9 protein-coding genes are annotated in these 13,964 nt (G+C 39.7%); 3 read left to right on the top strand and 6 right to left on the bottom strand.

What is annotated here, in order from left to right; all coding sequences use genetic code 11:
* Positions 1-28 precede the first annotated feature (28 nt).
* From HR060_RS02860 to HR060_RS02845, 4 genes are all read right to left on the bottom strand, one after another.
* Complete coding sequence (locus HR060_RS02860; RefSeq protein WP_174198764.1) at positions 29-319, bottom strand: antibiotic biosynthesis monooxygenase; 291 nt, start codon at positions 317-319, stop codon at positions 29-31.
* Positions 320-407: 88 nt separating this feature from the next.
* The gene (locus tag HR060_RS02855; protein ID WP_174198763.1) at positions 408-1,340 is read right to left on the bottom strand and encodes a helix-turn-helix transcriptional regulator; all 933 of its coding nucleotides are present in this window, start codon (positions 1,338-1,340) and stop codon (positions 408-410) included.
* 5 nt (positions 1,341-1,345) lie between these two features.
* Positions 1,346-1,894: a DUF2867 domain-containing protein gene (locus HR060_RS02850; protein ID WP_174198762.1), complete on the bottom strand. Its 549-nt coding sequence runs from the start codon at positions 1,892-1,894 to the stop codon at positions 1,346-1,348.
* Positions 1,895-1,897: 3 nt separating this feature from the next.
* Positions 1,898-2,575: an MOSC domain-containing protein gene (locus tag HR060_RS02845; protein WP_174198761.1), complete on the bottom strand. Its 678-nt coding sequence runs from the start codon at positions 2,573-2,575 to the stop codon at positions 1,898-1,900.
* Positions 2,576-2,978: 403 nt separating this feature from the next.
* Here HR060_RS02845 and HR060_RS02840 point away from each other — a divergent pair, with 403 nt between their 5' ends.
* Positions 2,979-6,650 (top strand): hypothetical protein, encoded by a 3,672-nt coding sequence (locus HR060_RS02840; RefSeq protein WP_174198760.1) that lies wholly within the window; start codon positions 2,979-2,981, stop codon positions 6,648-6,650.
* 63 nt (positions 6,651-6,713) lie between these two features.
* Here HR060_RS02840 and HR060_RS02835 read toward each other — a convergent pair whose 3' ends face one another.
* The gene (locus HR060_RS02835) at positions 6,714-8,867 is read right to left on the bottom strand and encodes a prolyl oligopeptidase family serine peptidase (RefSeq protein ID WP_174198759.1); all 2,154 of its coding nucleotides are present in this window, start codon (positions 8,865-8,867) and stop codon (positions 6,714-6,716) included.
* Positions 8,868-9,065: 198 nt separating this feature from the next.
* On the opposite strand from HR060_RS02835, the gene yegD reads away from it, so the two are divergent.
* Positions 9,066-10,418, top strand: coding sequence for a molecular chaperone (gene yegD, locus HR060_RS02830; protein WP_174198758.1), 1,353 nt, complete (start codon positions 9,066-9,068; stop codon positions 10,416-10,418).
* 281 nt (positions 10,419-10,699) lie between these two features.
* Complete coding sequence (locus tag HR060_RS02825) at positions 10,700-13,294, top strand: ABC transporter substrate-binding protein (protein ID WP_174198757.1); 2,595 nt, start codon at positions 10,700-10,702, stop codon at positions 13,292-13,294.
* A 35-nt stretch (positions 13,295-13,329) separates the two neighbouring features.
* Here the strand turns inward: HR060_RS02825 and HR060_RS02820 are convergent, their stop codons facing one another.
* The gene (locus tag HR060_RS02820; protein ID WP_174198756.1) at positions 13,330-13,833 is read right to left on the bottom strand and encodes a hypothetical protein; all 504 of its coding nucleotides are present in this window, start codon (positions 13,831-13,833) and stop codon (positions 13,330-13,332) included.
* Between the last annotated feature and the right edge of the window lie 131 nt (positions 13,834-13,964).

Here is a 13,964-nt window from a genome sequence, read left to right as displayed (position 1 = left end):
TGAGCAAATGCTCACTTATTCTTGCCAGCTATAAATTGGTTGGAAAATAATAGTTAATTGTTGGCGGACGTTTAAAGAAACTGGCTAGTTCAGCTAACACTCCGTTTTGCTCAATAAACTGCATGTAGCTTTTGTGGGCACTGACACTTTGCCAGTCTTCATCAATCAACATATTTTGATTGTTCTGATCAAATAAAATACTGACTCGCTGGCCCCCTTCAAACCCACGAACATTTGAAAGGTTAGCAGCTAAAAAGTGTTGCAAGGCATCTAAAGATTCTGTGGCTAATTCACAAGTTAACGTTACACTGACAGTCATTTTTCTTTCCTTATTGAATGTCTAGCTCTAGCATAGGGAGAGAAAAAACTGACAACTGCTCAATACCAACAAAAATACCGTTTTTCGTTCACTCATTTAACATTTGTTGTTTTGGTGTCACACCAAAATGCGCTTTATAGGCTTTGATAAAGTGAGAGACATTGCCATAGCCAACGTCTATTGCAATATCCGTCACTGACGCTTCGCCGCGCAGTAACTGTTTTTTGGCATAACACAATCTTCGAGTTAATAACCAACGCTTAGGTGTTTGCTGATAAATAGCTTTAAAGTCGCGATTAAAACCCGATAAGCTTCGCCCTGATAGTTTCGCCAAATCAGCGACCGATAATTGCACTAAGGTATCTTGCTGTAATAAACGTTTTAAGTTGCGTTTACCCGATGCTGAATATGCATGGCTATTGAGTAAATTGTGCAAAGCAGAGTCACAACCAACATGCTCAATTAAATGCAGTAACTCGAATAATTTATGTTTAAGTAGGCTACTCAGTTCAACATCCTGCATTTGATATTGCTTAACTTGGGTAAAAAAAGTGTTGATTAAGGCGCTGTTGCGCAATGATAAATATGAATGATGAGTGGATGCTTGCTGAGCATTTAGCTTTGTATCTTCGATAGAGGCTAAATGCTGTTCAATCAAATCAGCACCGAAGAAGACCAACCAAGCTTTTAGGTCTTTGCTATAACGGACAAAATCAGAGTGTAAATGCTGGCCCCGAGCCAATAAAATGGCATCACCACAATTGAGGGACAAGGTTTGATTATCAGCCGTTGTTAAAGACTCCTGCCCTTGTTCAATAAACACCAAACACAACTGATTAGTGGAAAACTCTACATTGGTTAAATCCCGAGCTAAATCTTTGTAATAGATGGCGCAGCCTTCATTTTTCGCTACCAGCTTGATATCGGATAAGGCGTTTAACGCTTGTGGGATCACCAGTAGGTTTTGCTGGAAATAATCCGCTAAAACCTCCGTACTTTTTAGAGCTGTGCCATCTGCCATCACTGTTAGCTGTATTTTTGCTGTTGATATTTCACTATTTTTTTCATCGACGTCGGAACAATTCTTTTGTGAACTGGGCCGACAAAGGTCATGTAGACCCGGCCTAAATTATTGTGAATATGGACCACAGACGTTGCAATTAACTTAGCCTTGTTAGCTTCGCGTTCTGGTTCAACATAAAAAGACAATCGAACATTAAGGTGCTTATCTTTATCTTCGACAATTAATTCGTCTCGGCTAATGCTATAAATTCTAAATATTCCCAGTGCATCGCCAACTTGATATTCAGATTCGGGTTTGCTGACATCAAAATCTGCCATTTGACCTAAGTTTTTAAGCCCGAGTTGTTTGACGATTTTATTTCTCAACGCCATCAATTTATTGACCCAACTAGGCATGGTTTCGACCATTACCTTGTATAAATCAAATGCCGATTCTCCCTGATAATCAATCTGGCACTGAAAGCTATCTTTAAAGTAAGCATCATCCGTCAATTCAAACACTCTAGCCTGTGTTGGAGTATCAATTTCTTGTATTAATGAGGTTGCAGTCATTATTTAACCTTTGTTGTGAAATCCAAATAATCTGATTTGCCAATTCTCGACGATGCCTGCACTTAATCGCTTATCGACTTTTTCACGCCAACTTACCGACAGCCGACTTTGAGCAAGCAAGGCTTCTAATGCAGCCTGTTCTAAAGGTGTTGAAAAAAAAGCGTGGCTGGTTTGTTGCACAGACATGGCCTGCTTGGGACGCTCTATTAATTCAAGCTGCTGATCTGGTTCAACCAATCCCGGTTCGATAACCCGGTAAAGCCAGCCCGTTTTGTGATTTTGTTGCATCGCTAAGGCTAAACCATCTACTTGCCAGCGTTTATTCAACTTAAAACAAGGCGATCTCGGTTGGCTAACTTCAATAACGGCTTGGCCAAATTGATACCTATCACCAATAAAAACATCACTTTCTAACATACCTTGGCTTGAGATGTTTTCGCCCATGCCCGACACTTGCCATAAATTACCACCATAGGTTTGCTGCCAATAGGTGTAGTGTTCAGAGGGATATTGATGAAGTGCGCGCTCAGCGCCACCGTGATGTCGAGTGTCAGCACACTCATCATCAGCAAAGCCCGAATAAGAGAGGTAAATAGGCTGTTCAATCAGTGATTTATCTATCGCGGTTGTCAGACCATACTTTTGAGCTTTCTTGCCTTGATAGAGGCCAAGAACTGCCATTAGCTATTCCTTTAATCAATGAGAAAAAACACGGGGTAGAACCCGTGTTCTGGTTAAGAATTAGCTTAACTTAAGGCGTCATGGCACAAAATGGCATCTAACTTAGAAAAACGAGTATTAGCCGAATTACCCAATAAGTCTCAATGAGATAAACAAAAATTTTCAGGAATCAATACTTCGCCTATCGTCGTTTTTTAACTTTTTCCTGAACTAAACAGATGGCTTTCATCACATATATCTTTTCTAATTACTAATACTGGTAATGCGCCAAAAACTAATCACCAATATATTATTAAGCTAAATTTCTTGGTTTTAATCGAAAGCTTTACTTAGTTAATTGGCTAGTACATATAGAAACAAATAGTTACAATCACCAAACTATTAGTTTGAAATGAAGAATGGAATGGCTATGCAAGCTCATCTAAAAGGTATTTTAATTTATATTTTTTTATTAGGTTTAACTGCTTGTGGAGGCGGAGGAGGAAACTCATCAAATAACAGCACTCCGCAACAAAATACTTCCCCCTCAACCCGCGAATTGCTCGCAGAAATGATAAAAAACCCACAAGATTATAGTGAAGATGAACTAAAGCAGGCTTCAATAGCATTAGTTGATGATCTTTACTCGAAATTCGAAGCAGTAGGTGAAGCTAAATTGGGCTTAACATCCGCTCAAGAGGCTTATAATGCTATCTTTTCTACTATATTGCCTAATTACTTGGAGGAGCCGCTCCGAGATCTAAAAGATCTAAAAGGTAATGTGAATTTATTATCTGAATGTACCTCATCAGGAACGCGTTCTTATACTGGTCAATTAAACGAAGATGGTTCAGGAAGTATTTATGTTAATTTTAACAAATGCTCTGAATATAATTTTCAGGATTTAGATGGTGAGTTAGCGATCAGCATCTACCCTTATGATATAGATAATCACCATACTAAATATTTCTCAAACAACCTCAGCTGGCAAGATGAGAAAGGGAAAACCATTGAACTTTCAGGCTATTATGAATTGCAAAACGGCTTCGATGAAGGGCATTTCTTCACCAAAAAACATAACTATTCCCTCTTAACAATTAACGATGGAGAGTTATTTTTAAATACCGCCATCGAAGTACTAAACCAGCCTAATACAGACTTATCAACGTTAACTTCTACTGGTGATATATTTGTGAGTGGTTTAGGTACATTCTCTTTAAAAGCAGAGGGAAGTGCCCGATCTTACTTAAGTGATGTTACAGTATTTGAAAATGGCACTGTTAATTTTAATGGTGAAAATTCAGTATTTGTGGACTTTAATGATACACAACCTCGTTACTATGAAGATAACAATGGAGATGGCCAATATGACAGAGGTACATTTATTACCGATGAATATGAGTTGATGCATGGCTCGATCGCTAATAAAAATCTAGTCTCAATCGACGAAATGTCCAGACCACCATCTGCCGCAAGGCCCTTTTTGCAATATACAAATAACTATACAACAAACCCCATTACTGTATTCCCTGGCCAATATAGTGATCCGGACAATCGTAAAAACGAGTTGGTTGTGAGTTATCAATGGTATTTAAATGATCAAGTCATTCCTCATCAAAATGAAGATACTCTACCTGCTTTTATCGCTAAATTTGGCGACAAACTCTCCGTTAGTGTTCTGATATCAGACGGTATCAATACAGTAGAAAGCCCTAAGCTAACTATTGATATATTGGATTCACCTCCAACATTAAGCGACCAAAATAGGCCTAATGAAGTTAGTACAAATCAGTTAGTTCAGTTTACTGTTGCTACTATTGATCCGGATAATATCAATGACATAGGTGTTGCAGCTACATTAGTTTCAGCCCCCGAAGGGGCCACAATTGATGAGCAGGGTTTAGTTACATGGTTAACCCCTGAATCACAACTGTTACCAGAGCAAACTTATTACTTTACATTTAATGCTTCTAATGAAATTTCAAATAATGAGCAAGACGAAGTACAAAGTGAAACTCTGGTTTTAGAGATAAAAGTTACTACCAATACTCACTTTCCACTCACAAAAACCGGAATAAAAACACTTAAAGCCAATAACTCAATAGCTACTGCCGATTTTAATGGTGATGGTCAGCAAGAGTTGCTCTTAACTGACGGCCTACGTACTGTTTTTATTCTGGAAAACAACGGGGATACTTATCAACAAACATGGTCTTACCCATTTAAGCTGACAGAAACAGGACAAATAAACCAAGTCCTTTCTTCAAATATTGATAACGATGATGCAAGTGAGATTATTGTAGTAACAAGTAATGGTATTACCTTAATTGATGGTTTAACCAATCTGGCATCTGTAATAGTAAACGAGGAAGAAGTAATTACACATGCTGCAACTATGGTTGATATCAATCACGATGGTGTAGAAGAAATTGCTTATCTCAAAGGTAATACACTTAATGACCAGTCAGTATTCATAATTGACCTGAATAACAACTTTGACGTTTTATTTAGTGCATATGTTGGTGATACCAATAGCATTGCTTTTGGAAATGTTGATGATGACGCCAACATCGAATTAATAACCAACAATGGTTATATTTACGATACTAGCACTGCTGAGAATCAATGGCTTAGAGAGGAAGGTTTCGGTGAATCTTTTATCATTACTGGAGATTTTAATGGTGATGGTATAGATGAAGTCGCAGGTGCTAACTGGCAAAGTGGGTTTACCATTTATTCAATAGCCAATAAGGAAGCCATTGCTTCAATAGACAGTAACCCAAATAGTTACTGCGCATTAAACCTTGATAGTGATGCTGCTGTTGAACTGATCATTCATGAGGGTTATTCATTAAAAGCTTACGAACTCATGGATAACACGATTACAGAAAATTGGGAGCTTCAAGGTGTGGGTCCTAGACCACATTTCTTAACTACAGGCGATTCCGATAATGACGGTATAGATGAACTTCATTGGGTAACAAATGTAACAAATCATGATAATAGGATTTATGTTGTCGATTTAGCTATAGATGGTGCAAATATGAAATATAGCTCACAATTAGGTTTAGACAATTTCATTGCTTCAGGTTGGGCAAGCATGGATGGTAATGAAGAACAGGCCATTTTTCTTGTACCTGAAACCTATAGCTATGAATCTAATGTAATAGCCAGTCGTGTGGTGGGTTTAACTGACACAAGAGAGATAAACATCTCTCCTTCTTTTACTGATATTTCTAGAGACAGTAAAATAGCTGTAGCGAATGATTTTAACAATGACGGTTTTGGCGACCTTTTTGTACCGAGTAAAGCTGAGTCTTTTTCTGCAGTGCAATTAAACAACAGTAGTACTCACTGGGAAATTCCTGAGAGTTACAATTCAGAGGTAAAGGTTGGAGTGATTAAATCAGCTTTTATCAATAACGATGAGTATATGGATGCCATATATTCAGTAACAGAAAAAACAAATAGCTATTCAAAGAATAATAAGCTTAAAGTAGTCGATGTCATGTCACAAACCATTTTAATTGAGAGGGATTATAATAATGGTATTCATGACTTTGTCATCATGGAAGTAAATGGTAAAAATACAATTTTTGTTGCGACAGAAGATAAAATACATACGATTTCGCTAAATGGAACATCTATTAGTGACGAAACTTTTTTCAACAAAAAATGTTCGCTTCTTGAGGTATTTAACTATGACGAAGATGATACTTCAGAACTTGTATGTGTTGAGAAGTGGGAACCTGGTATTGGAGCAGTAACGACTTACACTATCTATGATGTTGTTCAGGGAGCCTTAAATGAAATAAAGACGGTTAATACTGAAAAAACAATTGTAGATATTGAACCAGACCCTAGTAGTAACAAAAATCAATCGTTATTTTTGATTTTAAGTGACCACACAAATTACAATGACAGAGACGTATTTAACCGATTCAAACTTCAAAAACGAGCCTCTGATGGCTCTCCGATTTGGGATAGTCCTGATTTGGTAGGTCAGATATACCCGCATAATTTAAAAACTAGGTATCATGAAAATAAAATAGAAATTCAGATAGCTACAACAGACATGATGTATTGGATTAAATAATCATTAACTTTATAGAGAAAAAGCCCCAAACACACGGGGCTTTTTCACATTAACAATTACGATTTACAGTGCTTTAACACCCATATTGTAAAGCGTAAAACCATACATATCTGACCATAAATCAATGATCTTAGATGTTGGTGTGCCCGCACCATGGCCCGCATTAACGTCGATACGGATCATCGTTGGTGCAATGCCTTCTTGCTTAGCTTGTAACTCGGCCGCAAACTTAAATGAGTGAGCGGGTACAACGCGATCATCGTGATCTGCCGTTAACACTAATGTTGCAGGGTAAGCGATTCCTTCCTCAACATTGTGAACCGGAGAGTAATCTAACAAGTAGTTAAACATGGCTTCACTTTGCTCTGCCGTACCATAGTCATACGCCCAACCAGCACCTGCGGTGAAAGTGTGGTAACGCAGCATATCGAGTACCCCGACACCTGGTAATGCCACTTGGAATAGTTCAGGGCGTTGTGTCATCACAGCACCAACCAACAGACCACCATTAGAACGACCGTGAATAGCCAAGTACTCTTTTGACGTGTACTTGTTATCAACTAAATAGTCAGCTGCGGCAATAAAGTCATCAAATACATTTTGCTTTTGCATTTGTGTACCGGCTTTATGCCAAGCTTTACCGTACTCACCGCCACCGCGTAAATTAGCAACAGCCCAAATACCGCCAAGGTCTAACCAACCCGCTACTGTACCGCTGAAACGAGGTGTTAAACTAATATCAAAACCACCATAACCGTAAAGAATGGTTGGTGTTTGACCATTGAGTTCAATGCCTTTTTTGTACGTTAAGATCATCGGTACTTTAGTACCGTCTTTTGATGTGTAGAACACTTGCTTTGACTCGTATAAATCGCTATCAAAGGCCGTTTTAGGTTTTTGATGTAAGTCGACTTTACCTGTGTTCACATCTAAGTGATAAATTGACGTCGGTGTTTTGTAGTTAGTAAAACTAAAATAAACAGAATCTGCTGATTTCTTTGCTTTAAAACCACGAGCAGTACCTACACCGGGTAAGCCAATATCGCGAATAAACTGACCTTGGTAATCGTATTGCTTCACTTTAGAAACCGCATCTTGCATATAAGCAGCAAAGATAGAGCCTGCACCTGCCGACGCACTGAGTACATTTTCAGTTTCTGCGATCACGGTAGTCCAGTTCGCTAGCTCTGGGGTGTTAGCATCAAAACTCACTAGCTTTCTGTTAGGCGCATCAAGGTTAGTCTGCAAATAAACTTTATTGCCCACACTGGTGATAAATTGCGTATCGGCATTAGGTTCAGCAAGAACCGTTTTGATCGTTTCATTTGCTAAATCTTTAACAAATAAACGATTACCTGATGTAGAAATCGCACCATAAATAAGTAGGTATTTTTCATCATCAGTCACACTTGAATTGATATAGCGATGTTTTTGCTCAGCTGTGCCGCCAAATACTAATTTATCGCTGTGCTGCGCTGTACCGAGTTGGTGGTAATACAGTTTGTGTTGATCTGTCTTTGCCGATAATTCACTGCCTTTAGGCTTGTCATAACTCGAGTAGAAAAAGCCTTTATTACCTAACCAAGCAATGCTTGAGAACTTAACATCTTTTAATGGCGCTTCGATTGCTTGTTTAGTTTCAACATCAATGATGTGGATATGACGCCAGTCACTACCGCCTTTTGACGTTTGATAAGCCGCTAATGTGCCATCTTTTGAAAACGTTAAGCCAGACATTGACGTCGTTCCGTCAGCACTAAAAGTATTGGGGTCGAGGAAAACCTCTTCCGTACCATCGGCTTTTAAACGGTATAAAACGTACTGGTTTTGTAAACCATCGTTTTTATAGAAATAGGTATATTGACCTTCAACAAATGGCGCACTGACTTTTTCGTAATTCATTAACTCAGCTAAGCGCGATTTGATTTGCTCGCGATAAGGCACTTGCGATAAATAATTGTTCGTCACTTCATTTTGAGCCACTACCCATGCACCAGTCTCAGCACTGCGGTCATCTTCTAACCAACGGTACGGATCAGCAATTTGTTGACCAAAATAAGTATCAACAACATCACCTTTTTGGGTTGCTGGATAGCTAAATGCTTGAGATTCATTAACAATTTTTGCGGAACTTGGTTGTTCAGAACTTTGCTGACAAGCAGCAAGTGAAACAGCCAATGCTAATGCAGAAGAGACAAAAGCAATTTTTTTAATCATTGAGCAAGGCTCCTTTGTAAAGGGTTTGCAGGAAACTAATTATTTTTCATCTTGGTGTATAGCTTTTAGGTATATTTACTAGCCGAAAAAAAAGCAAAAAATGTAAACTTATCGGCGGTAAAATTTCTCTTGTAGTCTGAGCTAGGTCACGTAGAATCCGCCGCCCAGTTTTTTATTTCAGCTTAGAGGGTGTTTTTGATGTCGTTAGGTTTTGATTTTGGTACCGCCAATTGTTCAGTCGCAATTATGCAGCAAGACAAGGTCAAACCCATTGCATTAAATGGTGAAGAATTTTATCTCGCATCTACCCTATCCGCTCCAAATAGAGAAACCGTTTCGGAATACTTATACCGCCATTATCAAATTCAACCATCTAATCAACACGGTGAGGCACTGCTTCGCGGGGCTATCAATTACAACCGATTAGAAGGTTATGACGTCGACAAAGGCGATTTAGCATTTGGTAAAGAGGCTACTGCGCTTTATTTAGATGACCCAAGTGAAACCTATTACATCAAATCGCCTAAATCTTTCTTGGGAATTTTGGGTTTAAAAGAGATGCAATTGGCGATTTTCGAAGACTTAGTCTGTGCCATGATGCGCAATATCAAGCACAAGGTTGAAACATCACTGAGCCAAGACGTGACCGACACGGTTATCGGCCGACCGATTAACTTTAATAGTCGAGGCGGAGAAGAGTCGAACCAGCAAGCTGAAACTATTTTAAGACAAGCAGCAACACGAGCGGGCTTTAAAAATATTGAGTTTCAGTTTGAACCTGTCGCAGCTGGCTTAGACTATGAAGCCAGTCTCACTGCAGATAAAAACGTATTGGTCGTCGATATAGGTGGTGGTACAACTGATTGTTCAGTTATCCAAATGGGACCCAGTTGGTTGAACAAAGCAGAGCGCGCCGCTTCAATGCTTGCTCACACTGGCCAGCGCGTCGGAGGTAATGACCTAGATATTGCACTGACATTTAAACAATTTATGCCCGAGTTTGGTAAAGACAGTTTGAATGACAAAAACCGTCCTATGCCGACGATGTTCTTTTGGGATCCAATTGCTATTAATGATGTCGAAGCTCAGCGCAAGTTTTACTCGCAAGACACACAAAGGGCAATTAAAGAGCTTATCAAAGATGCGCAAGAACCAGCAAAGTTAAAGCGTTTATTAAATTTGCATCAAAACACTTTAGGTTATGGCCTAGTTCAACATGCTGAACAAAGTAAAATTGCACTAGCTCAACAAGCTTCTTATCAAACCGAGCTCGATTTATTAAATGAAATTATTCGAATTGAAACCCATGTAGATGACTTAGCCACTGCGATTGCAACTCCGTTGGCCAAAATTGAAAACTTGGTGTTAGAAGCCGTTAAACAAGCCAATATCACCCCAGATGCAGTCTACATCACAGGCGGTTCAGCTCGCTCACCTCTGATTCGCGCTATGGTGGAAAAGTGTTTGCCAAATGTACCTATTGTCAGTGGTGACTTCTTTGGTTCAGTAACTTCAGGCTTAGCACGCTGGGCTAACCTGTGTTTTAAATAGCCGACGGTCAAACTGCTCAACCCAATAGATAAAACGCAATGCCTATTGGGTTTAGCGCCTGTCAATGACAAAAAATTTTACCCAAAATAAAAATACCTGTTTGGCATATTTTGCTTTGCAAACAAGCACTTCATTAAATTTGTATCAATCCTGTAACAATAAAGTTTTGGCGTCGATTTGCATTCGCTGATATGTTTGTGACCTATATGGTTGGTTAACAAGCATGGAGCACATCATCATCAACCCAATACACAGCCAACTTAACTAGATATCGCTTTTTTATGTCCGATGAATTACTAGGTCAAACGCTCAACGGTAATTACCGTATCGATCAGCTACTCGCCGATGGTGGTATGAGTCGAGTTTATTTAGCTGAGCAAGTCAGTCTATCGCGCAAAGTTGCACTAAAAGTGCTTGCGCCAGGGTTTGAAGATCAAGACTTTATTGATCTTTTCCTCCGCGAAGCTCGCATCAACAGCCACATTAATCACTCCAATATTGTTAACGTGCTAGATTTTGGTATTACCGAATCGGGTATCGTATTTTTAGCCATGGAGTTTTTAGACGGTGGGACACTAGACAGTACCGTAGATGGCTCTGAAGGCTTGATGCTAAGCCAAGTCGTTTGGCTATTTGAACAACTGTGCCAAGGTATTAATGCCGCGCACGGTTTAAATGTCGTTCACCGAGACTTAAAACCAGGCAACATCATGCTGACGAGTATGACTGGCGCCGAAACAGTCGCAAAAATTGTTGATTTTGGTATTAGTAAACCACTGTCAGAAGAAGATTTAAAACATACTCAGTTGGGTATGATTATAGGTACGCCGGGCTTTTTAGCACCAGAACAAATTTGTGGTGCACGAGATTTAGACGCACGTGCTGATATCTATGCACTCGGCGCTATTTTGCACTATTGCGCAACGGGTAAAAAACCGTTTTCAGGTAGTAATCGCGACCTGATCATGCAAAAACAATTAAAAGAGCTTCCCACGCCATTAGCCGATTTATCGATTACTGATCAAGATTGTTTGCTGCTGCAACCTGTTATCAACCAAGCAATGGCAATCGATCGCGATAAACGCTATGCCAATGTCGGCGAATTTTGGCAAGCCATCCTCAATTGTGTAGAACAAACAGACACGAATAAAGCCGTCAAAGAAGCTATTCATTTAACACACCCAACAACGGGAGATGAAGAGCTTTATCAGCTAGTCTATTCTGGCGACGTTGACCCAGAACTCGATGCGGAAAAGGTAAAAAACCAACTTAAACGCATGTTTAAAATTACCGATAAACACATAGAAATGTTTTTATCTGGTAAGCGTGTAGTCATTCGCAAAAACCTGCCATTAGCAGAAGTCAAAAAACTGGAAAGAGCGATTGCCCGTACAGGCTTAAAAACCTGTATTGAAGACATGCCTCACAAAACGCAAGTGATCAGCGCCAATGATGTGATGTCTTTACCAGGAGCCAAACTCGGCCAACCCATTTCTATTGCGCAATTAAAGCAAATTGGTACCCAACCCACACCCAGTATTGTTGAAAAACGCAAACAAGAGTTAAGCTCATTTGAAGCCACAATAGCGACAACCGGACCAAGAGCGAAAAAATCAGGTTTTAGTTTTACCAAAAAGCTGATCTTAACCTTAACGCTTTTAATGTTTGCCGCAGTGGCCACTGTCGCCTCTGTAGAGCGTCTTAGATACCAAGTGTTTGATGCTTTTTATGGCGTTGAGCCACAAAGAGGAATCTCAGCAGAGACAATAAAGATAGGTTTAAGTGCACCGTTTAAAGGCTCGGCACGTGAGTTAGGCCGCTCGATTAAACTCGGTATCGAAGCTCATTTTAATGAGGTAAACCAAGCGGGTGGTATTCACGGTCGTCAACTAGAACTAGTGACGAAAAACGACGGTTATGAACCGGCCAAAGTAATTGCCAATAGTGATTATTTCTTTGATCAGCAAGACGGTGTTTTTGCCTTTTTAGGCAATGTAGGTACGCCCACCAACAAAGCCTTCTTACCTTATATTTTTGAAGAAAAAACCATTTTATTTGGTGCTTTTACCGGTGCTAACGTACTGAGAAAAACACCGCCCGACCGCTACGTATTTAACTATCGCGCGAGCTATAAACAAGAACTATCAGCATTGCTCAACTACTTTGTTCGCGAGCAAGGGCTATCGGCTACCAATGTCGGTGTTTTATATCAGGACGACAGCTTCGGCCGCGACGGCGTGCACAACCTGCGCAGTTTGTTACACCACGAGTACGGTATTGAAGGTGCCAAACGATTAAAAGTGAGTGCAGGCTACAAACGCAATACAGCTCAAATAGACGATGCGGTTAGTGTTTTTGAGCCATTACTCAGCGAAGTAGACGTGATTTTTATTATTGGTACTTACTCAACAAGTGCTGAATTTACTCGCTTAGTCAAACAGAAAGGTTATCAAGGACAGATTGCCAATTTATCGTTTGTCGGTACAGAAGCATTAGCGGAAACGTTCAGAGAATTAGGACCAGAATACGGTGAAGGCGTTGTTATTAGCCAAGTTGTTCCTATGTATTCAGGTATGTCTAATAGTGCGCGCGCATTCAACAAAGCGTTAGATCAATTTGGTCAGACTCGAGAAGGCGATTTTGTTGCATTTGAAGGTTACATTGCGGCTAAGCTATTTACTCATGCCCTTGAAAAGGCCGGACGCAATTTATCAACCGATAAACTCATTGATACATTAGAGAGTTTACATTCACTTGATTTAGGTACGGGGTCATCGATTGGCTTTAAACCTTCCGACCATCAGGCGAGTCACCTCGTGTGGGGGTCAACAATCAATGAAAATGGCGAGATTGAAGCTCTCGATTTAACAGAATAAAGCAAAGCCCTAGTCACATCGACTAGGGCTTTTTTTTATAAGCCAGCAGCTTTTTTCACTTCAGAGAAATGCGCCAACACTTCAACCATTTCATGGCCAATTTGTTCACGAGTCTGTGCATTATCAGGTTGAGTACTGGCTAATACTGCAACCGTTGCCGGGTGAACAAGTAAGTCTTTAGCGTGATAACAAGATGGTGACGTCATCTTAGGTAACTTACCATCAGCGTGATAATCCCTTTCAATCTCATCAAGTGAAATTGTCATCATGGTTTCGGCGGCATCGAGTGCTGCTGTTAAATATTCATTGCAAATTGGGTGTTTTTCCATAAACGCAGGCAATAACTGCTTAGATAATAACGTCAATTCCGTGCTATCTGCTTTTAACTGCGCCATAGGTGCAGTTTTGGCTTGAGTCGAAATGTTTTGAGCCAGTGAGAAATACTGAACCCACATTTGAGTTGATGATGCATAGCTTGCACTACTTAAGCCAGCAAGTGAAAGCAACAGTACACTCGCAGTATTTTTTAGAAGACGCATTTTGATCCCTTGTATGACAATTTAATGACCTGCAAATATACCGAGAGATGCAAAAGAAAACAATTCTCATTTGTCATAACACTCAAATATCTTTATCATGTTTGGCCAAATAATAATATTTTAGCTCAAGC

The sequence above is a fragment of the Marinifaba aquimaris genome (genome assembly GCF_013328345.1).
Taxonomy (GTDB): domain Bacteria; phylum Pseudomonadota; class Gammaproteobacteria; order Enterobacterales; family Alteromonadaceae; genus Marinifaba; species Marinifaba aquimaris.
The sequence above is the reverse complement of the archived record's forward strand: the minus strand, read 5'-3'. Positions and strand labels throughout refer to the sequence as shown.

Bases quoted from the DNA above. Each gene is read 5' to 3' on its own strand.
- HR060_RS02860 (WP_174198764.1), bottom strand. From the start codon at position 319: ATGACTGTCAGTGTAACGTTAACTTGTGAATTAGCCACAGAATCTTTA.
- HR060_RS02855 (WP_174198763.1), bottom strand. From the start codon at position 1,340: ATGGCAGATGGCACAGCTCTAAAAAGTACGGAGGTTTTAGCGGATTAT.
- HR060_RS02850 (WP_174198762.1), bottom strand. From the start codon at position 1,894: ATGACTGCAACCTCATTAATACAAGAAATTGATACTCCAACACAGGCT.
- HR060_RS02845 (WP_174198761.1), bottom strand. From the start codon at position 2,575: ATGGCAGTTCTTGGCCTCTATCAAGGCAAGAAAGCTCAAAAGTATGGT.
- HR060_RS02840 (WP_174198760.1), top strand. From the start codon at position 2,979: ATGGCTATGCAAGCTCATCTAAAAGGTATTTTAATTTATATTTTTTTA.
- HR060_RS02835 (WP_174198759.1), bottom strand. From the start codon at position 8,867: ATGATTAAAAAAATTGCTTTTGTCTCTTCTGCATTAGCATTGGCTGTT.
- yegD (WP_174198758.1), top strand. From the start codon at position 9,066: ATGTCGTTAGGTTTTGATTTTGGTACCGCCAATTGTTCAGTCGCAATT.
- HR060_RS02825 (WP_174198757.1), top strand. From the start codon at position 10,700: ATGTCCGATGAATTACTAGGTCAAACGCTCAACGGTAATTACCGTATC.
- HR060_RS02820 (WP_174198756.1), bottom strand. From the start codon at position 13,833: ATGCGTCTTCTAAAAAATACTGCGAGTGTACTGTTGCTTTCACTTGCT.